This window comes from Gluconobacter sp. NFX36 (genome assembly GCF_049887835.1).
In the GTDB taxonomy this organism is placed as follows: Bacteria; Pseudomonadota; Alphaproteobacteria; order Acetobacterales; family Acetobacteraceae; genus Gluconobacter; species Gluconobacter japonicus_A.
Window position 1 is genome coordinate 108,482 of record NZ_JAGEKJ010000008.1, and the last position, 23,597, is coordinate 132,078.

A 23,597-nucleotide genomic window follows, 5' to 3' on the forward strand; every position below is an offset into this window, starting at 1 on the left:
TCATCGCCGTTGAAACGCTGGGATCTGACCTGCCGAATTCTGGCAGCCGTTCCCGGCGGTTATGCACTCTCGGCTTTCGCCGGGATCTGCATTGCCCTTTGGCTACCCGGCTTGCGGGTCGAACGCGCCATGATTGGGATGCTGATTGGCCTCTTGATCTGGCCGGTCACTTTCATGATGAGCTTCGCTATTTCTGACGGACGCAAAGTCTTGGGAGGCACCGTGGTTGTCCTCCTTGCCCTGATAAGTCTGGCAGTATTTAAAGGGTGGCGCCCATGAAGGGAACATTCCGGGCGTCTATGGCATGGCTGCATACAGGTCTTGGCCTGATCACAGGTTGGGTTCTGTTCGCAATCGCACTGTCAGGAACCCTCAGCGTCTTCAGGGAAAGCATCAGTACCTGGATGCGGCCGGAACTCCCGACTGCCCCCGTGCAAACCATTGATGCAACAGCCCGTGCAGTATCCTGGCTTACAGATCACACACCCAAATCACCGGCCTGGTATCTTGCCGTTCCCAACCATCGCGCACCTTATGTCTTTGGAACTTGGGAACGACCTGATGGAAGCTACATCCAGAAAGCCCTGAACCCTCTCACCGGCAGCCCGGACGGTATCCGTGATACTCTGGGAGGCGAGTTCTTCTATCGTTTTCATTTTGAACTCCAACTCCCTTACCCCTATGGTCGTCTGATCGCTGCCGTCGCTGCGCTCGCTTTAGTCGTAGGTCTCGTTACCGGCCTGATCATTCATCGGCGCATCTTCGCAGATTTTTTCACATTCCGTCCAAACAAGGGACAGAGAAGCTGGCTGGATGCCCATAACCTTCTGGGTGTTATCGCTTTTCCTTTCCACCTGATGATTTCCTTCACGGGAGCTGTCACTCTTGTCACAATGTTACTGCCATGGGGACCGCAAGCTGTTTACAAGCAGGACATCATGGCAGGCTATACGGACCTCAATCCAGCCATTGAATCCCGCCCTGCCAGCGGAAAACCCGGTCATCTGACGCCTATCATCCCTGTGCTGCAAGAGGCTGAAAAACGCTTCAAAGGAACTGGAATCTCACAGGTCTATATTTACACCCCCTCAGACGCGGCCTCCCTGATCACAGTTATGGCCGGGAATAACGGTACCATCAGTACCCTTTCTCACAGCCTGACGTTCGATGGGACGACAGGACTTCTCATGAAAGAGCACATCGAGACGCGTCCAGCCGTTCGCACCTACACGTTTCTGTATGGGCTACACATTGCACGCTTCACACCGGACGTAACACGATGGCTCTATTTCATTTCCGGCCTGATGCTGACCGCCGTCATCGGGAGCGGAATGCGTCTATGGACTGTCAAACGCCTTCGCCTGCCTCACCATCTTGGGCATGTTCTGACAGATCGTCTGAACGTTGGCGTGCTGGCTGGCGCGCCTCTCGCCTTCGCATCCTACTTTTTGGCCAACAGACTATTGCCCTCGATGTCTGCGCACCGTGCAGATCATGAAGTGCAATGCGTTTTCATTGTCTGGGGGTTGGCACTGGTGTTTGCTCTCGCGCGCCCTGCCAGACGCACATGGCCCGAGATGCTGACAGCCTGCGCATTGGCCTGCTTTGGAATTGCAGTGATGAGCAGTCCATGGACCAATCCTGTCACCCAAAGCACCGCCCTTGTGAGCCTGTTCTTCTCTGGTGCTTTTGGTTACGCCGCCTTCCGTGCGCTCAACGGAAAAGCAAAGCAGACATGATCGGGCCGTCTTTCCTGTGCGGGCAATTCGCAATACTGCTCCTCGCCGCTGGATCAGCTCGTGGCGGTGGCATTTTCTTCCGAAAATCTCCCCCCGCCTCTTATCGGCTTGGACTGCAAGTCGCTGGCTTTGCGCTTCTAACGCTCAGCCTGCTTCTGGAACTCTATGACGGCGATTTCCCGATCGTTGCCACGACAACCTGGATAGGGCTGCTCAGCCTTGAGGTGTTGCTCGCGGCATTGATCTGCACAGCTTTAAATGCCCGCAAGCGGTCATCGCGGTAGTTTCATTTCCTGAGATCCCGCAAAACCGCCCCTGAGCGTTCGAGCGCAAGCGATGTCTTGGGCGTTCCAATCCGCTGTGCCTGATAAATTCCGCTGTGGCCAGACGCCAGATAGGCAATGAAGCACCCCGCCGCATAGTAAACGACATCCGTTGCCCCGAAGAGCTCAACGGCCATAAACGTACAGGCCAGAGGCGTATTCGCCGCCCCTGCAAAGACCGCTACAAACCCCACACCAGCCAGCAGATCTGCTGGCACACCAAGTACCGGCGACAACGCATTTCCCAGCCCGGCACCAATGAAGAAAAGCGGCGTAACTTCCCCGCCCTTAAATCCGGACGCAAGCGCTACCAGTGTGAAGACCAGCTTCCAGAACCAGCTCAAGGGATAATACCCGTGGCCGAAAAAATTCATGATGCTGGCGCCGTCAATGTCAGGAGACATCACGCCAAGACCGAGATAGTCCCGCGTTCCCAATAGACCGACCAGCAAAATCGTCAGAACCCCACCCAGTGCGGGGCGCAACCATGCCTGCGGGCAGAGTTTCTGAAAAATACCTGCCAGTCGATGAACGCCCGAAGCAAAAGCCCGACTGGCAAGACCAAAGCACACGGCGGCAAAACTGACTTTTGCAAGAAGCAGCGCATCGACATGGAACATCGTGCCATCGGCAGACGGAATACCCCGAAAACCAACATGATATGCTGCATGGTGAATACCCCAGGCATGGCAGGTCCAGTCCGCAACAATGGAGGCCACGGCAACTGGAAGAAGCGCTGCATAGTCCAGCCTCCCCAGCGTCAGAACTTCCAAGCCGAAAATGGCACCCGCGACCGGCGTTCCAAATACGGCCCCAAAGCCTGCAGCAATCCCCGCCACCAGAAAGAGGCGCATTGCGCGGTCATTGAGGCGGAACATCCGCCCGATTGCCGCAGCAAAGCTGCCACCAATCTGAACAGCCGTCCCTTCGCGACCAACCGAAGCGCCAAAAAGATGGCTGATGACCGTCCCAAACAGGACAAGAGGCGCCATGCAGAACGGCACACCCCCGCCTGGCTTGTGAATTTCATCGATAATCAGATTATTACCCGCCGCAGCCCTGCCACCGTAACGCTGATAGAGAAGCGCTACCCCGACACCCGCTGCGGGAAGCCCTATGAGCAAAGACGGATGCAGAAACCGTAACTGCGTCGCCTGATCGAGAAGCCAAAGAAACAGCGCACAAACGGAGCCGACACTAACGCCCAACAGCGCCAGGATCAGTCCCCAATGCAACGCGATCTGAAGAAGTCGTGGGAAATTCTGAAGCGTACGCATTGGGTACATCTCTCCTGTCATGCTTCTAGGGAAGCGGGTTTGACAGGAATCATCAGCATCTCGCCTTGGAGAGCGGTTCGACCATAATGGTCAGGCAGAATCCATTGCCGTTACGAAGATGCTAGCGATCACGCCCTACGATGTCACCCCTATCATCTGAAAATGGCTTTCCCTGAAAATAGGGAAAGCCATTTTTTAACCTAATATCAGAACCCGACGGAAATATTCCCCGTTACGCTGAAGCGTGGATACAGATAGTAGGTGGGCGTCCCACTGGAACTGATGGTGCTGCCATAAATGCCCTTGGCAGCCTTGGCGTTGGAGACAAGACTGTAGACGCCAGTTCGCACAAAATCACCTCCAAGATTGCTGAAGTTCAGCTGGAACTTCGGCGCCTTGAAACGGCCGAACGAATTGAAGCGATAACCGAGCGACAGATTATCGGTGATATAACCCGGAATCTTCTCGTCATTCATGAATGTTGCATACTGGGACGAGACATAGCTGACGCTGCCATTGGCAAAGAAATGCCCATCGTCATAGGTCAGACCCGCGCTGGCATGAACATGCGGAGACTGAACGGCCTTCTTGCCCTTCGTCGGCAACAGGTCGCTGACTGTCTGGCCATTCAGCGACCCCGTCGTCAGGATATTGGAATCCATTGTCGCGTTCAGGTACTCGACAGAGACATACGGGCTGAAATGATGCCACGGATGGGCTGAGATCATGAAATCTACCCCACGCGCAGTCTGATTACCCGCATTAATCGTAGAACTGATCGCCTGATTGTTGATGTAAACGCTCGTAGAAAGCAGACGATTGGTGATGGAATAGTTGAACAGTTCCAGATCGGTCATGAAGTAATCATTGTCGAAGCGCCAACCGAGTTCTTCCTTGATGGAATATTGCGGCTTCGGATTGTACGGATTCCCGACATAGCCGCCCGTCTGCGCGTCATAGACCTGACCAAGCGATCCCGGATCAGGCATACGGAAGTCACCCTCAGCATTCACATAAATCATGTTGTGCTGATCAATGCGATAGCTGATCCCCACCTGTGGCAGCGGGACGACCTGGTTCTGCTCCGTACGAGGTGTTGATGAGGCCCCGTTGACCGTCCAGCGATTGATCATGGCAACCTTGATGCCACCGTTTAACGTCAGACGGTCATTCAGCAGCTTTGCTGTATTCTGGAAGAACAGCGAGTGAATTTTCCAGCCCGCATCTCCCTGATAAGGCATGTAACGCTCACCATTGACGTACACCCCTTTGGAACTGTTGTATGGGAAATACTGTCTGCCGTTGCTTTGCAGCACGGAATACATGTTATTGACCTGATTGTCCTGATAATCGAACCAGTATCCCAGTTCCATATGATCCCAACTGACAGGATCATAATTCAGCTTGGCAACAGTCCCGGCATGCGGACGATACACGCTGTAGTAGGATGCGGTCGGGACACTCCCCGTAATCCTGCTTCCACCCTGCCCGATCGTCGCGTTACGGCCAGAGCCGTTAAACAGGCTACCGTTGTAAGTATAGCCACCGTTATAAACGTAATATGGTTTAAAATCGAAAGAGAATTTTGCTGGCAGATGCAGATGTACAGGCAGTGTCACGAAGACCTGATCCCACATGTTACCATTCAGCATTCCATACTTTGAAGGATTGGATGGGTCATAAGATGAAGAATAATTATACGTCCCCAGCCCATCTTTCTTATTATAGAACTGCTTCGCCGTAGGCTTGAGTGGTTCCATTGTGAACTGATGGTTCCACGATACGAACAGATTTACAGACGAACCATCCTCAAAGTCCTTGGCAGCACCGAAATCCAGATGCCGTCGCTCGTTGGTGCCAGGGCCATTCCAGTTGCGAGAATGGGTATGGGAAAAGGATGCAAACGTACGAATACCGGAATTGCCGATGTCGCCGCTCTCAACACGGATAAACTCACGGGACAGGTTGTTCGTCCCATAAGAAAAGTCCATCAGACCACCAAACTTGTGAGCGGGAGTCATAGTCTGAGAGTCCATGATGCCAGCAGCCGCGGACGTCACAGGTAGATCAATGGCAGATGACCCCGGTGTGACCGAAATCATGTTGACGTTCTCTGTATCGACGTTCTGGTTCAGATAATATGCCGTGGCAACCGGCACACCATTCAGAAGAATGCCCATATCTGAATCTGTCAGGCTGCGGCTGTTGATCTTGCCTCCCAGAATACCCGAACTATCGACAGTCGAAACCGTGACGCTCGGCAGGTTCTTGATCATGTCGAGCGCCGTGCTGGCGGGGCTTTGCATCTCAATATACTGCTTCGTAACCGTCTGAACGGAATGAGGCGCGATTTCCCGGCGCATCATGCCACCACCACCATTCAGGGCCTGACGCGACACACGAACGGAAATGGCTTCCGCATCCTGCGCATTAACGGAAGTACGCGGATGCATGATCTTCACCGGCACCCGACCATGTGCCTTCACCTGCGAACCACCCGTTGCAGCAGGATGGTTGCCACGGGACTGCGAAGCAGCATGGCCGCTTCCATCACAAAATACCCCAGCCAGCACGGTAGCTGTTAGCAATGTAAGGCGTCTGGCACCAGTTTTCATCTTCATCCGTCCTCAGATATGTCGTCTGTTGCGCAGAAAATATTTATAACAGCGCCCATGACAAGTCAGACAAAGAAAATATATGACATTTATTCTGAATAATTTCATTCATAATCTTTTAATGTGACTTTTTTGTCGCAATATATTATTTTATATATTGTAATATATTTAATTATTTCCAAAATAAATCTATAAGTATTTGTGTATGATTTGAAATATTTACATACCTATAAAATGCACCACACCGTTGCATATAAGAGAACACTTAATTTTCAAGACTATCCTTCTGGTGATTTTTTTCAGATATCCGTCTTGTTATGCGCACGGAACGACGAAAGAAAATCATGAAAATCGCCCGATTTGTGCAACAAATTATGCCATGCTTTTGTGCCCTCCTTCCCCTGAGGAGGAGCTTTTAGATTTCAAATGCCTAACAAGTGGCTGGCTTGGCGTCGCCAAGGGCGAAAAACTCTTGGCCACCCCAAAGTTATCCGCCCTAAAAACGTAAAGGACCATTTATGCACGGTCGTCATAGAGCAAATATTGCGACGCTTGTCTAAAGCGTTCATACACCATATCCAACCTCCCTGTGCGTAGGGCGAGGATAGACATAGAAGCACCCGTCCTTCTGCTTCAGTGGTCAACAGGACATGTTTTCTTTCAGTCATGCTCTTGCTGACGGCTCCTGTCGGGAATGCTTCGCGACAAAATGGGAGATCACATATGACCCGCGAAACCTGCGCTACCCTTTTTCTTGAAAAACAAAATATTCCATTCAGTCTGCACAACTACGAATATAACCCAAACGGCGGCTTGATCGGAATGCAGGCTGCAGACGCAATTGGTGCTGATCCAACGAGCGTTCTGAAAACCCTGGTTGTTGAAATTGACAAAAAACAACCCGCTTGCGTGGTGGCACCCGCACACCAAAAGTTAAATCTCAAGAAGATTGCAGCACTTTTCGGTGGGCGAAACGCTCGCATGATGCCTCCTGAAAAAGCTCACGAACTGACAGGATACCAATCCGGCGGGACCAGTCCCTTCGGGCAACTCACGCCCATTCCCGTTGTTTTGTCGCAGGATGCGATGAACCAGACATATGTCTATATCAATGCGGGCCATCAAGGCTTCGTTGTACGCATCTCCCCACAAGACGCCCAGCGCATTACAGACGCCAGAGTTGCCGATGTCGCGGCTGACTAACCAACAGAACGAGTTCATTCGGGAAGCATTGCCCTCGTACACAAACACAGCGACATCAAAGCTCTCTCCGTGTCGTTCTCTGTCCAAGGAACAGAGCACTCTTGTCCAGGAAGTCCTGACATTCTGCTCTGAACACTTGCACGACCGAAGTGCACTTCTCGTCATTGAAGGCGCGGCGGGCACCGGCAAGAGCGTTGTGCTGAATGCTATTTTTAATAACATTCAGACACGAGCGCGTTCCAAAAATTCTGCCGATCCACTCAATGGTACGCGCAATGCGCTTCTGGTTAACCATCCCGAAATGCTGAAACTCTACCGCAATATCGCGGCAGACATGCCGGCGCTTAAAAAAGCGGACTTCGAACGTCCAACAACATTTATCAATCGCCACCATAAAGCTGAGACCAAAGCAGATATCGTGCTGGTCGACGAGGCCCACCTGCTTCTTACCCGGCCAGATCGCTACAACCATTTCAAACAACAGAATCATCTGGAAGAAATCCTGGATCTGGCTCGGGTGGTTATTATCGTTTTTGATCCGTCGCAGGTTCTGAAATTCAAAAGTCACTGGTCCAGCACCCTACTGGATCAGTTCTGCCAAGGTCGTTTGACCCGAACCCTGCATCTGACTACTCAATTCCGGATTGAAGCAGGGCCTGCAATCAGACATTGGCTTGATGCGCTGACAAAGGGCCACCTCTTGCCCCGCCCCCGGGATCAGAAGTTTGACCTACGCGTCTATGACGACTGCGCAAAGCTTTACGAAGATCTGCAGGCTCGCAACCGGGAAGTCGGTCTCTGCCGACTGCTATCGACCTACGACTATCCCTACTGTTTAGACGGCAAAGACCATTTCATTGAAGAAGGAGATTTCCGCCTGCGCTGGGACCGCTCCAAGCCAGAAGAGAAACTGCCTTGGGCAGAGCGCCCGGACACCATTGATGAAGTCGGCTCCGTTTATACCATTCAAGGCTTCGACCTGAATTACGCTGGCGTTATTTTGGGGCCTTCCCTGTCCTACGATGCCACAACCGACAGAATTCGTGTTGATCCGTCGCGTTATGAGGATAGTGCCGCATTTCAGGGACGCGAGGGTATAGCGGCTCCTGATAAAGCGAAACAACATATCATTCTGAACGCTTTGAATGTTCTCCTGACACGCGGGATGAAAGGGCTGTATCTCTATGCGCATGATCCTGCTCTCCGGAAGCGACTTTTAGACAATTGAAGATTTCTGACAGAACAGTTCGCCACCACGTGCGTTCAGTCCTGGTTACCCAATAATGTTTAGCGCTCAAGAATGATTGACTTGCTATTCTTTTGTACGCCGCTCAAATCATGCAAGGAGATCCCGTTATGACGTTCAAGTCCCCATTTGCTCTTGCCGCATTTTTTAGTGCGTTCTTTCTTTGTTACAGCGCATATGCGGCTGACACTATTGACAAAGGCTCTATCTCGTCAGGTAATGTCGAGATCATTGGGCGTTTTCAGGAGGCCCAACCCTCTGGAATTGCCGCATTACCAGATGGCCGCCTGGTCCTCGGTTTCCCTCGCAGCGTCAAAGATCATTCCGGACCACGTCTGGCCACCTATGCAAACGGACATTTGACCCCTTTCCCAGATGCGGCAACCCAGGATCGCTTTGTTTCCCCCCTGGGCATGACTTTAGACGCGAAAGGCCATCTCTGGGTTCTGGATGAGGGAATGTTGGCTGGACAGGGCACGGTTCCCGGAGCGCAAAAACTGTTCGAGATCGACCCGGGCACCAACAGCGTCTTGAACGTCCTCTCACTTTCTGCGCCAACCCTTTTGCCAGACAGTCACGTTAATGACGTGCGGATTGATCTGACGCATGGTAAAGCAGGCACAGCGTTCATTACCGACACCTCGACCGGTATTCACCCTGCATTGATTGTGGTGGACCTCGCTTCGGGAAGGCAGCGTCGTATTCTGGCTGACACGAAACCTGTGATGCCCGAAACGGGCGTCGTCGCAGTTATGGATGGTCGTGCTACGCGTTATGATGCCAATCATGCCCAGATGCCCCAAGGTGGAGCAAACGGGATCGGTATCAGCCCGGACCAACAGACACTTTACTGGCAGCCACAGACCAGCCGTAGGCTCTATTCAGCCCCAACTTCCGTGCTCTCTGAGCGTACCGCGACAGAAAAGCGGATAGAAGCTTCCGTCCATGATGAAGGCGAAACAGGCATGGGCGATGGTATGGCAACGGGGCCAGATGGCTCGCTTTACATCACTGACGACGAACGTCACGCCATTTTAAGGCATGCCCCGGATGGAACACTCTCCGTAATCGCACATGATCCCCGCATGATCGAGCCTGATGGTCTGACTTACGGAAAGGATGGCCTGTACTCAACAATCGGCCAGTGGGCACGACTGCCAGATTTCCACAATGGGAAAGATATGCAGGAATTACCCTACATCGTAGTTAAAATCACACTTCCACAATAATTATATGAAATAAAATAATAAACCCACGCGTGCATAATCGTGGGTTTATTATTACTTAGAAAATATTCTCTCAGTATGCGACGCTAACTTCACCCAGGAACATACGTCCTGCAGACGGCGTTGCTCGGTTTGAGAAAAGACTCTGGTAATTCAGTCTATTTGCCAGATTGTAGCCATTCATGGAAACTTTCCAATGCTGGTTAAATCGATGGGAAATCATGGCACTGAAATCCAGATTTGCCGGAGCGCGCAAGGTATTGGCTGCATTTAGCCAGACATGCTCACGCCATGTCAGTCCTCCACCCACTGTTAGGTTGTAAGGTTTGTTCGGGAAAGCACTATATGCTGACCAGAGTGTCGCCTGATTATGCGGCACATACTGAACATTCTTGCCGCGGTTCGCCTTGGTGGCAGAATACGTCGTACTACTGTCGTAAAGAGCATAGGTCGCAGAGATATTCCATCCTGGTAGAATGACACCTCCGACAGAAAGCTCCAGGCCCTGATTGCGCTGCCGATCAGAAGAGCCCTGAATTTCGCCGGTCACAGGATCAGCATTCAATGCATTCCCCTTGTCCAGCCGGAACAGCGATGCTGTCAGACCCAAACGGTCATGCAAAATACTGTACTTGGCACCAAGTTCGTAAAGCTGTGCCTTTTCCGGGCTCGCAAAGGAATTGGTTCCTGGCCGGATCGGTACAGACCCATTGGTGACATACATTCCCATAGGGGTCGTCGAATTAGCCCATGTAAAATAATAGGTCTGATGCGCATCCGGCGTGATGACAAGACTTGCATTAGGGTTAAAAACGCCTGTGACATCATGAAAGTGTTGATCGGGGTTTTTAGCGACGTTTCCGCCAGTCAGGTTGTAGCTCGTCTGCCAGCGGTCCCAACGGAAGCCCCCTTTCACAGAAAGCCACTTGGTAAACCAGACCTGATCGAAAAAGAACAGACCAGTATCAAACCCATACCCATTACTATGAGACTTTGCGCCCAGAGATCCCAGAGAAACCAGTCCTCCGGGGTTCAGGTCCCCTGGAACCAGTTCAAGATTACCCACATGCGGATTGGGATTAACAAGGCTCGCATAGGGTTTTGGTTTCAGATAAGTCGACTGTGATCGAACATCATTAACACGCTCAATATCAAACCCAGTCACAATCTGATGCCGAAGAAAGCCAGTATGGAAGTCCGCAACCATCGAGCCGACATTCTGTACCGACCAACTCGTCTGTTCATATGGCAACGGCGCCATGTATGTTCCTGCTCCGGTGCCATTTCCCGCCCCGCTAGGACCAGAGCGCGCAACAAGAGCCTTTGATGCATCTCCATTGAAGTAATTATTCACGCAAGTCGTGTCACAGGTCGCTTTCGAGGCTGCAAACGAGCGGAAATATTCTCCTCCCCGCAAATCATCGTAAAACGTGATGTGTTTGTTCAGCTTAAAGCTGAAGCGTGCGGTTTCCATGTTGGCATTTGTGGCGTTCTGATCGTTATCGGTGCCGTACCAGTTCGTACGACGGATGCCATATTCCGTGATGGGCTGGCCATATTTCGCTCCCGGTTTCGTAACGACGGGAACACCGAAATCAGGAACAGAATTTTCCTGCTGATGCATGTATTGAAGAACCAGCGTCGTTCTTTTTCCAATACCGAATGCAAGGGACGGAGCAACACCCCAGCGATGGGAGAAGATATAATCCCGCCCTACAACGTTATGTTCATCCCCCATCCCAGTAATCCGGAAAGCAGTAGAATCATTGATTTTCTGGTTCATATCCAGGGTGCCACGGTAATAACTTCCTGACCCTCCGGAAAAATCAGCCGAGTAATGATTTTTCAAGCCAGGCGTCTTGGTCACCATATTAATCGCGCCGCCTGTCGTCCCATTTCCGAAGACTTCGGAAGATGGCCCCTTGATGACAGACACACTTTCAAAGTTGAATGAATCACGCGAATAAACGCCGAAATCTCTCAGGCCATCTTCGTAAATATCATTCTGTGCCTGAAATCCACGGATCAGAAACTGATCCCCGTTCATTCCACCAGCACCCTCACCGATGGACGTAGTCACGCCCGGCACATTCCTCAGAGCCTCATCCAGAGATTTGACATTCTGCTGCTGCATCAGAGCTTGCGGCACAACATTGATGTTCTGCGGCGTATGCATCACATCCTGCGGCATGCGGGAGAGCCCAAGAGCCTGATGCATGGTGTTAAAACCATGTCCCTGCACTGTCAGATGTTCGACATCTGACCCTTCAATATCCGCAGTCTCCTTTGAATGCCGCGTTGATGTGTCAGGTTTTCGATCTGGCTTTTGACCGTGTGTCTCAGGCGCTGCGGCATAACCCTGCGAAGACATTAAAAGAGTACCAGCAATGGAAAGAGACGTGATGTGCGTACGCAATGAATTTGTCACCAAAAACCTCTTTTATGTGAGCTGATGTTTCACAACATGACACCCATATAGTTTTAGTGATAATCATTCGCAACAAAAATTTTTATAGCCAGAATTGTACTGGATTTTCCCTAGGTTCAACTACGCTATCGGGATGTGCCCCTCACGCAGAGGTCTTCACAATCTCTTCATCTCTGATGATCCAAAAGACACTTCAAATGACGAAAATTGATTGACTACCATGCCGACGTAGTAGCGTTTGAAAAGGAATGTGATAGATTTGCTCTCTCGTTTTTCAAACGCAGAAAGCTCTGACATTGACCATGAGATATATTCGGCTGCGTTTTTTCATCCCATATTTTTCTTTACTTGCAAGTGAAGGATGTTCCTTTCAGGGAGCCCCCTCTTTTCCTGTAGCCGGTGCATACTTTCCAGGATGGATGGTCTGTGGGCTTATTGGTGTGGCAGTCGCTGTGGGATTGCGAGTGGTATTTCTTCTAACCGGAATTGATGCCAACCTCAGCTTTCGGCTTTTTACTTATATGGCTCTGGGCGTCATCGCTGCGCTGACGGTGTGGACGCTGGTGTTTGGTCCCTGATGATGCAGCGCACTCGTATCTCTCATACAAAGCCAATTGGTATCATCATTGCAGTTCTCTGTGTGAGCGCGGCTCTTTTGTTTGGCATCCATGTCTCACATGAAGACAGCACTCACCCTTCCTCCGACAGCGCGAGCATTGATGCAGAAGTGGTCCATATCGCCTCTACAGTTGGCGGCCGGTTGAAGGACTTGCGCGTTTCCGTCAATCAGCATGTCCATAAAGGCGAAGTCCTTTATCAGCTCGATCCGGAACCTTACGAACTGATCGTCCGACAGGCTCAGGCCAATCTGGATCTCGCCAATGCGGAAGTTGAAAACCAGACACGCCTACTCAGTATCAAGACATCGAACGCAGCTACAGCGGAAGATCAGGTCGTTCGTGCCAGAACCAACCGCGATCTGGCCGCACGTACAGTTGAGCGACTAAAACCACTTGCTGGACAATCTTATATTCCATGGCAGCAGTATGATCAGGCCCGTGTCGCATTGCATGACGCTGAAGTCTCACTTTCGCAGTCACAAAATCAATCAACTGCGGCAACAACGGCAATTGGAAATCTGAAAAGCTCTCTTGCTGCACGGGATGCTAGCCAGGCAGCTCTCGATCATGCCAGATACGAACTTCGTCAGACCGTCGTGAGTGCCCCAACCGATGGGTATGTTACCAGCCTACGCGTCAAAGAAGGCGAAGTTCTCGCGCCATCCCAGGTTCTTTTCACGCTGATTTCCGATGATGAATGGTACGCGACTGCCAACATTCGCGAAATCAATCTTTCTTCCGTGCAGATTAATGACTGTGTGACCGTTTATTCCATGATTGATCGACATATTCCCCTACGAGGACATGTCGAGAGTATTGGCTGGGGTGTTCTATCCGTAGACTCTGCTGGTATTGCCCGATCGTTACCTGTCGTCCCGCGTCAGATGGACTGGGTTCACGTCGCCCAGCGCTTCCCGGTCCGTATCAGGTTGGAAAAAACAAATCCACATCTTCTAAGGCTCGGCGCTACAGCGACTGTGGAGATCCGGCATGGCGCAGCCTGTCCCTGATACGGCGGCGAGCGCGCCCTCTCCCCTTCCTAACGCACAGATGATGCCAGGACTGGCCATGGCCCGGATCTGGCGACTAATCTGCGATCAATCGCCTGGGCGCCTTGGATATGCCCTTCGTATGGCCGCAGCCTGCACGACGACCGTTCTGATTGGAGAAATCTGGCAGGTACCCGAACTGGCAGTTCCGGCTCTCGTAACAATGGCACTCTGGCAGAAAGACCGCGTCACCAATGCAGTAGCCGGGATCGCCGTCAATGTGCTCATCCTCGTCCTGCTTCTGGTCATCTACGGTCTGGTCCGCGTGACGCTTGATCATCCCATGGGACTGGTAATCGTTATTGCCCTGTTGTCATTCAGTTTCTTTTTCCTGGGGTCAGCCAGCAAACTCAAACCCGTAGCCTATATGCTGGGTCTGATTACAGTTTACGGATTGGTGGCGATCGATCAGGTTCCCGTAGGGGAAATCGTAACACGCGCACTCCTTTATACGGATCTGTTTCTGGCCATCCCCGGGGCTGTCATGATCGTACTGGGCCTTCTGATTTGCCCATCCCCAAAAAAAATCCTTACAGACGACATCGCTGCCCGGCTCCGCGTGGCCGCCTCTCTTCTTCAGACCCCTGGCCTCCAGACACGTGAACGGGCTACTGCTCTGCTTAGAGACGGTACGACAGGGATGATGAAGTCTGCCAGAATGGCTGCACTTGAAAAAATCTGGTCTACCCATGATCTGGCTTGCCTGAAACAGGCTGCCAGCAACAGTTTTGCCATTCTGGCACTTGCCGATCATGCGAGCCGAACATCCCTGAGAGAAGAACCGTCCAGTCGTCTTGTAAAAACTCTTGAAAGCATGGCGGATATTTTTTCAGACGGCGATTATCCTACAGATATTCAAAGACCTGTCATAAAGCCCGAGCAACCCATTCTAGAAGCGATGGCCAATCTTCTGCCGAATTTTACAACCCCATCTGCCGCTTACAATGAAACGCCATCCAAGCCGAAAAAATCCGGCTTTTTTACAGAAGATGCCTTTAGCAACCCTGACCATGTCCGTTTCGCAGTCAAAGGAACCGCTGCGGTGATGCTAAGCTATCTGACCTTCAAAGTACTGGACTGGCCCGGTATCCATACCTGTATCATCACCTGCTTCATCGTAGCGCTTCCTACAATGGGCGAAATGATTTCAAAGCTCACATTACGAATTACAGGCGCTCTGATGGGAGGAACCCTGGGGATCGTCTCCATCATTGCGATCATGCCACATCTGAATGACATCACCGGCTTTTTGATATTGGTTTTCGTCGTCTCCCTAATTGCCGCGTGGATCAAGACAGGGGACGAACGGATTGCCTATGCTGGTTTTCAGATAGGTCTGGCCTTTTATCTAACGGATTTGAAAGGCTATGGCCCAACCGCTGACATGGCCACCGCACGAGACCGCATTGTCGGTATCATGCTTGGGAATTTTATCACGTATATGATGTTCACCAGTTTCTGGCCTTCGAGTGCCTATGACCATCTCGGGTCGAGCCTCCGGAAGTTGGCAGAGTGCCTGAAGAAGCAAGGTAAGGCGCAAGCCATTCAGGATAAAGTCCAGGCTGCTATCAGCAGTCAGGCAGCATTGGCCGAAAGCGAGCGAACACTTGAGTATGCCATGTCTGAGCCGCTCCATATGCGCGCAGAACAGCCCCGCCTTTGGGCTGCCAGAGAAGCTCTTGATGATACGGCAAATCTCACTGAAGAACTGCTCATCACTTCTGAGAAAACTGATCTTTCCAATCGCATCGCAAGACTGAAACAGATTATCTCATGATCTATTCGCCTCAAATTTTCTTGCAGCTTGTATCGTCTTCCAGACCGCCCTCTAGTCGCCTCTGGTTTTTATTGACGCCGCTACTGTTGTCTGGCTGTGCTACGCAAGCTCTCGATACGGCTCCAGGCCGGCCTGATCGTCCCTGGCAGCCTAATGTCGCAGTGGGAGGAGAATTGGTACCCGGCAAACCAGGTCCGCACACACTGACTGTCCCACCGGGATATAGCCTCCCTTCCAATGAGAAAATTCATGTTCGGCCACCAGCTTCCGAGTTGGGTTTCCAGACTGGACATGCTTATTCCCTGTCTGAACTGATCGATATTGCGCAGTCCTCCAATCCTGAAACACGGCGCGCTTGGAACCTTGCCCGTGATGCCGCTCTGACTGTCGGCATCACAAAGAGCACCTATCTTCCCCGCCTGACAGCAACTGTCGTCGGCGGCTACAATCATAGCCGTAATGATGGGGCCAACCCCTCCATCAATAATGGTGGGGTTGCAGGAGACGTTATCAATTCAGGTCTGAACAGTGCCTTGGGAGGTATCCGCAATAGCAGATCAGGAGCGGGCGAAATTCAGACCCTTGGTCTAGAATGGCTTTTGTTCGACTTCGGAAAACGTGAAGCGATCATCGCAGCCACAGAGCAGGCACAGATTGCGACCAATATCCTCTTCACCGCAGCCCACCAGAAAATCATCTATAATGTTACGACCGCCTATTATACGCATGCTGCTGCACAAAACCGCGTTGCTCTGCTGCACAAAGCACAAGATAATGCCCGCTTCGTTGAAGCAGCCGCGATTGCCAGGTTACATCAGGGTCAGGGAACTATTGTCGATGTTACCCAGGCGCGCCAGGCAACAGCTCAAACTGAGCTCAGACTTGTTCAAGCAGAAGGCGACGAGCAGAATACTGCACTGGCGCTTCTGAATGCTATCGGGCTTTCGCCCAACACAAAACTTGAGACGCTGGATATTTCCGGGCGCCCTCTGGGTCTGAACGATATTCGACTAACGGATGCCCTCGTCCAGCAGGCTGTTTCACGTCGCCCAGATGTTTTGGCAGCATATGCTCATGCAAAAGCCGCCAAAAGCAGAGTTCAGGCCGCCAAAAGGGAGTTCCTTCCGAAAATCTTTATGACCGGGAACGTCGCCTATACCACAGGCCGACTTGCACTTTCCTCTGTACCAGGCGTTGGAAGCGAAGCACCTCCCACCCTCAACCTCTCAAGTAATGCATTCAGCAGCCTGATCCTGGGTGGAATTACCGTACCCATTTTTGATGGTGGGACACGAATGGCTCTCCTCAAGCAGGCAGAAGACCAATCAGACAGTGCGGAAGCCACAGTACAACAGACAATCGATAGCTCGGTGAAGCAGATCGTGGCTGCGGAAAATGCACTGCATACCAGCCTAAGTGCCTATGCTGCATCCGACAAGCTCGAGACGGCTGCAATGACGGGTTTCAAGGCATCCACAGCAGCATATCAGAGTGGCGTAGGATCAATGACCCAAGTCAGCATCTCGCAAAATGCTTATTTGGATGCGATGCTTAGTCACTCGGATGCGTATTATGCAGCCTTGATCGCAGCGGCCAGCCTTGCTTTTGGGACCGGATCCTTGAGTCAAAATGAAGGACTGTAGACTGCGTCCGGTATCTGCCTAAGCAAAGCGAGCAGCCCCGGACCTCAATGGAAATACACGATGTGATTTCAAAATTATTTCTTGATGACATTCTTTAGAGAATAAATTTCTTATTTTTCTTTAACGATACAGATATTATAAGATATATTAAAACAAGATAATAATAGTAATTGAGAAAATAAAAATAAGTTAAAAATAATTTTTTTTAGAAATTTCTCAACTAGAGATAATTTTTATCAACAAGAAATATGAATATATTATTTTATAATAAATATCTCGGAAACGTTACCAGTAACAAAATGAAAAATCACCATCGCGTTATTCCAAACAAAAAATATTCATTTCTGTTATTCGTGAAAATTTTGAATGAAGAGGCACACGCATATCAAATTATGTCTTCAGGAGAAGGCCATTGGAAAAAATAGCTGATTCCGGCCCTGTTCAAATCTTTCTTTCGCGTAGAAAGCTTCTGGCTTTTTCCGGTGCCTGCCTAACAATCGCAGCAATTGGAACCCCATCGAAAGGATCTACTCAGGACGTTGTGGCATCAAATCGCGATAGCATTTCGGATTTTATGCAGCTTTCCGCTTTTGCCACCGGTCACAAAAATCTGGATCTCAATATCGGATCAGCACTTCTCTTGGCATTTGAAGCTCAGAAGCATGATTTTTCTGCTCAAATAAAGGCTCTTCGCGAACATATTACTAAAAATAATTATCAGGATGTCGAAGCACTGGATGCAGCCATGAAAGATGACCCCCTGCATCCCACACTCCTCCAGATTATCCGGGCGTGGTATTCAGGTGTCATCGAAGACGGAACAAACGCTAAAGTTTACGCTTTCGAAAAAGCACTCATGTATCAACCGTCCCGCGATGTCGTGGTCATTCCGACATATGCTCATAACGGGCCCAATTACTGGGTCTCAGAACCCGCATCCGTCGATGTCATGCCGGCATTTTAAGGACTTTATTCCGTGATTATGCGATATTTTCGCCCTCTGTCCGCCACAGCCATGACAACCGTTCTGCTTCTCGCAGGCACGAACGTACGGGCGCAACCGACAGAACCAACACCTGCTTCAGCCCATCGCCCCTCCATCAGCCGCGGTCATTATCTGGCAATTGCCGCTGATTGTGCGGCCTGCCATACCAATGGGCGGGGCGGTCAGTTTCTTGCTGGCGGCTATGCCATTTCTTCTCCAATGGGAAATATCTATTCAACCAATATTACGCCGTCGAAGACGCACGGTATCGGAAACTATACACTGGAGCAGTTTTCTAAGGCTCTCCGGCACGGTATTCGCGCCGATGGCGCGCAACTGTATCCCGCCATGCCTTATGACGCTTACAATCGTCTGACGGATGAAGACGTCAAATCGCTCTACGCTTACATCATGACTGAAGTAAAACCCGTAGATGCACCTTCCCCCAAGACGCAACTCCCCTTCCCGTTTTCAATTCGTGCATCACTCGGTATTTGGAAAATTGCGGCAAGGATCGAAGGCAAACCCTATGTCTTTGATCATACGCACAATGACGACTGGAACCGTGGTCGGTATCTGGTCGATGAGCTCGCCCATTGTGGAGAATGTCACACACCGCGTAACTTTCTTCTAGCACCCAATCAGTCCGCTTATCTTGCTGGTGCGGACATAGGATCATGGCGTGCGCCAAATATTACCAATGACCCTCAAAGCGGTATTGGCAGTTGGTCCGACCAAGATCTCTTCCAATATCTGCAGACTGGAAAAACCGCACATGCTCGTGCAGCAGGACCAATGGCAGAAGCAATCGAGCATAGCCTACAATATCTTCCGGATGCCGATATTTCTGCCATAGTTACATATCTGCGTTCGGTTCCAGCAAAGGCAGAAAGCGGTCAAACAGTCGCTAATTTTGAGCATGCCGGCCGCCCATCCAGTTACAGTGTTGCTGACGCTAACTCCCGTCGCAGCAATAGTACTCTGACAAAAACAACCGATGGTGCTGCACTCTACGAGGCTGTGTGCGCCAGTTGCCATCAATCTGACGGTAAAGGGTCCAAAGACGGTTATTATCCGTCCCTCGTAGGAAATACGACGACCGGACAGCTCAATCCAAATGATCTGATCGCCAGTATTCTTTACGGTGTGGACCGCACAACGGATAACCACGAAATCCTGATGCCGGCTTTTGGTCCAGACTCTCTCGTACAGCCCCTGACAGATGAGCAGATCGCCACAATCGCGGACTACGTTTTAAGTCACTTTGGCAATGCCCAGGCCACGGTCTCGGCAGATGCGGTCAAACAGGTGCGAGCGGGCGGAAAGCAGGTTCCTCTCGCCAAGCTCGCCAGCCCGGGCGTGATGCTGCTTCTCGGAGCTGGTGGCATCCTGGGAGCCATTCTGGTGGTAGGCGGCCTCTGGTGGCTGATCAGCCGTCGCAAAAAGCGTTCCGCTTAATAAGATTCAAAGGTCAAAATCATGTCTAATGAAACGCTTTCGGCTGATGTCGTCATCATTGGAGCAGGAATCTGCGGCTCCCTGCTCGCCCACAAACTCGTCCGCAACGGACTTTCTGTGCTGCTCCTGGATGCAGGTCCCCGCCGGGACCGCTCCCAGATCGTAGAAAACTGGCGGAACATGCCGCCTGACAACAAGTCCCAGTATGATTATGCAACACCTTACCCCAGCGTACCTTGGGCCCCGCATACCAACTACTTCCCAGACAATAACTACCTGATTGTCAAAGGCCCGGACCGGACGGCTTACAAACAGGGAATCATCAAAGGCGTCGGGGGTACAACCTGGCACTGGGCGGCTTCAAGCTGGCGGTACCTGCCCAACGATTTCAAGCTGCATTCCACATATGGCGTGGGCCGCGATTACGCCATGAGCTACGACGAACTTGAGCCTTACTATTACGAGGCTGAGTGCGAAATGGGCGTGATGGGACCAAACGGCGAAGAGATTACACCGTCTGCGCCTCGCAGAAATCCATGGCCGATGACCTCCATGCCTTACGGATATGGAGACCGCACTTTCACGGAGATCGTCAGCAAGCTCGGTTTCTCAAACACTCCTGTTCCGCAGGCACGGAACAGCCGTCCTTATGATGGCCGACCACAATGCTGTGGTAACAACAACTGCATGCCAATCTGCCCGATTGGCGCGATGTACAATGGCGTATACGCGGCAATAAAAGCGGAAAAGCTGGGCGCAAAAATTATTCCCAATGCTGTCGTCTACGCGATGGAAACAGATGCAAAAAACCGCATCACAGCGATTAGCTTCTATGATCCCGACAAGCAGTCCCATCGCGTCGTTGCAAAAACATTCGTGATCGCCGCAAACGGGATCGAAACACCGAAATTGCTGCTTCTGGCGGCAAATGATCGAAACCCTCATGGGATTGCCAACTCATCAGACCTTGTTGGCCGGAACATGATGGACCATCCGGGCATCGGCATGAGCTTCCAGTCTGCGGAACCCATCTGGGCTGGTGGAGGCTCAGTCCAGATGAGTTCCATCACCAACTTCCGTGATGGCGACTTCCGCTCGGAGTATGCTGCCACGCAGATCGGCTACAACAATACGGCCCAGAACTCCCGCGCCGGCATGAAAGCCCTGTCCATGGGGTTGGTTGGCAAGAAGCTGGATGAAGAAATCCGCCGTCGCACGGCGCATGGTGTGGACATTTATGCCAACCATGAAGTTCTCCCGGACCCCAATAACCGCCTGGTTCTTTCCAAAGACCATAAGGATGCTCTCGGTATTCCACATCCTGAAGTCACCTACGATGTTGGGGAGTATGTTCGGAAGTCAGCTGCCATCTCACGACAACGCCTGATGGATATCGCCAAAGCCATGGGCGGTACGGAAATCGAGATGACTCCGTACTTTACGCCCAACAACCACATCACCGGTGGCACTATCATGGGCCACGATCCACGGGATTCAGTGGTCGATGAATGGCTCCGGACCCATGATCATTCCAATCTGTTCCTTGCAACAGGCGCGACCATGGCAGCGTCCGGTACGGTCAATTCAACGTTAACAATGGCCGCACTGTCATTACGCGCGGCAGATGCCATTCTCAATGACCTGAAACAGGGGTAAGTCTTTTGAACACAGTGTTTCAACGCCACGCTATTGGCGCTTTTCTAAGTATTTTCATCGTATCAGCAAGTCTGACTGGTCTCGCATCAGCAAAGGATTTGACCGTGAATCTGGAAACATCCAATACTCTCATCGACCAAGCCAAGAAACTGGCAACTGCCAGTCATAACCGCGTCGCCATCGCTATTGTCGATGCCGGCGGAAATCTTGTCTCTTTTCAAAAAATGGATGGCACACAACTTGGAAGCATCGAACTGGCCATCCGTAAGGCCAAGACAGCCCTTTCCTTCGCCCGCCCGACTGCTGACATGGAACATGCCCTCAATAATGGGAATTACATGATCAGCACGCTCCCCAATGCTCTGCCCGCGGGTGGAGGATACCCGATCATGGTGAACAATGAACTTGTGGGGGCTCTTGGCCTCAGCGGTGGTGAAGGCGAAACTGACGCTCATCTGGCTCAGTCCGCAGTCACTGCATTTCTGCAGACCTCAAAGGCAAAGACCACGGAATGAAAACCCGACGTCACATGCACAGGAAAAAACTGGCTGTTTTTTTCCTGTGTGCGGTTTTCGGGAGTGTTGGCTCCAGCCGTCATGCGTTCGCACAGAGCGAAACGTCTCAAAACCTCTCTACGCCTGACTCTTACAAATCCCGCGCTTTCGCGATGGAAGGCGTCGGCACATTCGCAGTGGGGCCGTTGGTCCCATCTCTGTACGGAAACCCTCATCTCTTCGGAGACTGGGGAGGTGCACAGACATGGCTGACCAAACACGGCATGTATCTGAACGTCGCCCTTAACGAAGAATATATGGCCAATGTTACAGGTGGCCGGACACGGGATAATGTTCTTGCAGGTCAGGTCGCTGCAGAGCTGGACGTAGACTGGCAACAGCTTGCGGGAATCAAGGGTCTTTGGACTCATCTTCTCGTGATTAACGGTCATGGGCGAAGCTTCAGCCATACGCTTGGGGATTCAGTCACCAACCCGGAACAGATCTATGGCGCCCGCGGCAATGTCGTGGCTCATCTTGTTTCCATGTATGCAGATAAATCGTTCCTGAATGACCGTATCATCCTGTCATTGGGTGATATTCCAACAGGTAGTTTCTTTGCTTTCGATTATGTTGCCTGCTCTTTCATGAACGTCTCTGTTTGCAGTAACTTCGCGCCCGGGAAATATGTTCCAGGCGGTCGTGACTGGCCCTCAGGCAATCTTGGCGGTGTACTGCGTCTCCGACCGACCGAAGAAACTTACATTATGGGCGGTGTTTTCGCGGTTTCTCCGCATAGTTACAATGGCGGGATATCCGGCTGGGCTTTGGCACAGAGTGGTCTGGGAAAAGTCTCTTCACAGATTGAAATCGGCTGGATGCCATCTTTTGGCAAAAACAAGCTCCGAGGAAATTACAAGATTGGTGCCTGGTACGACAACTCCCGTTATCCCAACCTCTATGAGGACATCAACGGAAATTCGTTTCAGGCTACAGGGCTGGAACGCCGCTATGAAGCTGGAATGACATCTGCCTGGTTCATGTTCGACCAGATGCTGGTTCGCAACGGACCTGGCATCACGGACGGTCTCATTCTGCTTGGAGGTGTGGGATATGCGCAAGGCAATCTCGTCGCCATGCGAGACCATGAATGGATCGGCGCGGTCGAAAGTGGAACGCCCTGGCACCGCAGTGGCGATCAGGCAGGTATCATGTTTCAACACATGGACATGAGCCGCACCGTTTCCCTCCAGCAGGAATCCTCTCTGGCTCTTGGGCTTCCTTTTCTGGCTAATCAGTGGGGCCCTGTCTATGGGGTACAGAATTGGGAAAATGTCTACGAGGCATTTTACAGCACCCATATCATGCGCGGCACAACCTTACAGGCCGACTTTCAGTATCTTCAACGCCCGGGAGCTACAACGACATTCAAAGATGCGGCGGTTATTGGTGGGCAGTTAACATCAAATTTCTAAACTATCGTTAGGCTCAGGACTCATAACCAGAATATAATGGTTGCGGCGAGGCAGATGGCTGAGAAGGAGACGCTCGGGCATTTGTCGTAGTGGGTTGTGACCCGCCGCCAGTCCTTGAACCTTCCGAATATAATTTCGATGCGGCTACATCTTTTGTATTTTCTCGTGTCATATTTGACCGACTGTCCGCGAGATTTCCATCCCAGGATGCAAAGCCTGATCCCTTTTTTCTCTATGGCACTCCTGAACCAGCCAGCATCATAATCCTGGTCTCCCGGCATCCATTGTGCAGTAGGAAGGCTGTCTAGGACCTTTTATGCCTTGAATAACGGAACGGACTGCATGGCTGTGTATGATGAGCGTGATGCAGTCTGTCTTTTCCG

Annotated in this window: 18 protein-coding genes, 1 pseudogene and 1 riboswitch; of the genes and pseudogenes, 15 read left to right on the plus strand and 4 right to left on the minus strand. The window is 51.4% G+C overall.

Annotated elements, in window-relative coordinates:
• The first annotated feature begins 9 nt into the window (after positions 1–9).
• Genes J4P41_RS10075 through J4P41_RS10085 form a run of 3 tightly spaced genes read left to right on the plus strand, consistent with a single transcriptional unit; the run spans position 10 to position 2,023 of the window.
• On the plus strand, positions 10–279 hold the full coding sequence (locus J4P41_RS10075) for a hypothetical protein (RefSeq protein WP_426067013.1): 270 nt from the start codon (positions 10–12) through the stop codon (positions 277–279).
• Positions 276–1,739 (plus strand): PepSY-associated TM helix domain-containing protein, encoded by a 1,464-nt coding sequence (locus J4P41_RS10080; protein WP_426067014.1) that lies wholly within the window; start codon positions 276–278, stop codon positions 1,737–1,739. Before J4P41_RS10075 ends, J4P41_RS10080 begins: the two co-directional genes overlap by 4 nt.
• Entirely contained in the window at positions 1,736–2,023 is a 288-nt protein-coding gene (locus J4P41_RS10085; protein ID WP_426067015.1) for a hypothetical protein, read from the plus strand. The genes J4P41_RS10080 and J4P41_RS10085 overlap by 4 nt, the downstream gene beginning before the upstream one ends.
• Positions 2,024–2,025: 2 nt before the next feature.
• Here J4P41_RS10085 and J4P41_RS10090 read toward each other — a convergent pair whose 3' ends face one another.
• Both J4P41_RS10090 and J4P41_RS10095 read right to left on the minus strand, forming a co-directional pair.
• Complete coding sequence (locus tag J4P41_RS10090) at positions 2,026–3,360, minus strand: voltage-gated chloride channel family protein (protein WP_426067016.1); 1,335 nt, start codon at positions 3,358–3,360, stop codon at positions 2,026–2,028.
• 15 nt (positions 3,361–3,375) lie between these two features.
• A riboswitch (Fluoride riboswitch) is annotated at positions 3,376–3,457 on the minus strand.
• A gap of 88 nt (positions 3,458–3,545) precedes the next feature.
• Positions 3,546–5,960: a TonB-dependent receptor gene (locus J4P41_RS10095; RefSeq protein ID WP_426067018.1), complete on the minus strand. Its 2,415-nt coding sequence runs from the start codon at positions 5,958–5,960 to the stop codon at positions 3,546–3,548.
• A gap of 717 nt (positions 5,961–6,677) precedes the next feature.
• On the opposite strand from J4P41_RS10095, the gene ybaK reads away from it, so the two are divergent.
• From ybaK to J4P41_RS10110, 3 genes are all read left to right on the plus strand, one after another.
• The gene (gene ybaK, locus J4P41_RS10100) at positions 6,678–7,157 is read left to right on the plus strand and encodes a Cys-tRNA(Pro) deacylase (RefSeq protein WP_426067019.1); all 480 of its coding nucleotides are present in this window, start codon (positions 6,678–6,680) and stop codon (positions 7,155–7,157) included.
• The gene (locus J4P41_RS10105) at positions 7,141–8,385 is read left to right on the plus strand and encodes a DNA/RNA helicase domain-containing protein (RefSeq protein ID WP_426067020.1); all 1,245 of its coding nucleotides are present in this window, start codon (positions 7,141–7,143) and stop codon (positions 8,383–8,385) included. The genes ybaK and J4P41_RS10105 overlap by 17 nt, the downstream gene beginning before the upstream one ends.
• 128 nt (positions 8,386–8,513) lie before the next feature.
• Entirely contained in the window at positions 8,514–9,632 is a 1,119-nt protein-coding gene (locus tag J4P41_RS10110; RefSeq protein ID WP_426067022.1) for an SMP-30/gluconolactonase/LRE family protein, read from the plus strand.
• Between the two features lie 70 nt (positions 9,633–9,702).
• On the opposite strand, the gene J4P41_RS10115 is transcribed toward J4P41_RS10110, so the two are convergent.
• Complete coding sequence (locus J4P41_RS10115) at positions 9,703–12,057, minus strand: TonB-dependent receptor (RefSeq protein WP_426067023.1); 2,355 nt, start codon at positions 12,055–12,057, stop codon at positions 9,703–9,705.
• A gap of 419 nt (positions 12,058–12,476) precedes the next feature.
• On the opposite strand from J4P41_RS10115, the gene J4P41_RS10120 reads away from it, so the two are divergent.
• The 9 genes from J4P41_RS10120 (at position 12,477) to J4P41_RS10160 (ending at position 23,214) form a co-directional block, all read left to right on the plus strand.
• A complete protein-coding gene (locus tag J4P41_RS10120; RefSeq protein WP_234931137.1) occupies positions 12,477–12,635 on the plus strand; it encodes a hypothetical protein in 159 nt (52 codons plus the stop codon).
• Positions 12,636–12,637: 2 nt separating this feature from the next.
• Positions 12,638–13,687 carry a multidrug transporter subunit MdtN gene (mdtN, locus tag J4P41_RS10125; protein WP_426067066.1) on the plus strand — a complete coding sequence of 350 codons (1,050 nt, stop codon included), beginning with the start codon at positions 12,638–12,640 and terminating at the stop codon, positions 13,685–13,687.
• Entirely contained in the window at positions 13,668–15,503 is a 1,836-nt protein-coding gene (locus J4P41_RS10130) for an FUSC family protein (RefSeq protein ID WP_426067024.1), read from the plus strand. Before mdtN ends, J4P41_RS10130 begins: the two co-directional genes overlap by 20 nt.
• Entirely contained in the window at positions 15,500–17,146 is a 1,647-nt protein-coding gene (locus J4P41_RS10135) for a TolC family protein (protein ID WP_426067025.1), read from the plus strand. Before J4P41_RS10130 ends, J4P41_RS10135 begins: the two co-directional genes overlap by 4 nt.
• A gap of 412 nt (positions 17,147–17,558) precedes the next feature.
• Positions 17,559–18,110, plus strand: coding sequence for a sorbitol dehydrogenase family protein (locus J4P41_RS10140; RefSeq protein ID WP_426067026.1), 552 nt, complete (start codon positions 17,559–17,561; stop codon positions 18,108–18,110).
• 18 nt (positions 18,111–18,128) lie between these two features.
• Entirely contained in the window at positions 18,129–19,589 is a 1,461-nt protein-coding gene (locus tag J4P41_RS10145; protein WP_426067067.1) for a cytochrome c, read from the plus strand.
• 21 nt (positions 19,590–19,610) lie between these two features.
• Complete coding sequence (locus tag J4P41_RS10150; RefSeq protein WP_426067027.1) at positions 19,611–21,245, plus strand: GMC family oxidoreductase; 1,635 nt, start codon at positions 19,611–19,613, stop codon at positions 21,243–21,245.
• A gap of 104 nt (positions 21,246–21,349) precedes the next feature.
• A complete protein-coding gene (locus tag J4P41_RS10155; RefSeq protein WP_426067028.1) occupies positions 21,350–21,760 on the plus strand; it encodes a GlcG/HbpS family heme-binding protein in 411 nt (136 codons plus the stop codon).
• Positions 21,757–23,214: a carbohydrate porin gene (locus J4P41_RS10160; RefSeq protein WP_010504743.1), complete on the plus strand. Its 1,458-nt coding sequence runs from the start codon at positions 21,757–21,759 to the stop codon at positions 23,212–23,214. The genes J4P41_RS10155 and J4P41_RS10160 overlap by 4 nt, the downstream gene beginning before the upstream one ends.
• Positions 23,215–23,234: 20 nt before the next feature.
• Here the strand turns inward: J4P41_RS10160 and J4P41_RS10165 are convergent.
• A pseudogene (locus tag J4P41_RS10165) lies at positions 23,235–23,525 on the minus strand (transposase); the annotation flags it as partial.
• Between the last annotated feature and the right edge of the window lie 72 nt (positions 23,526–23,597).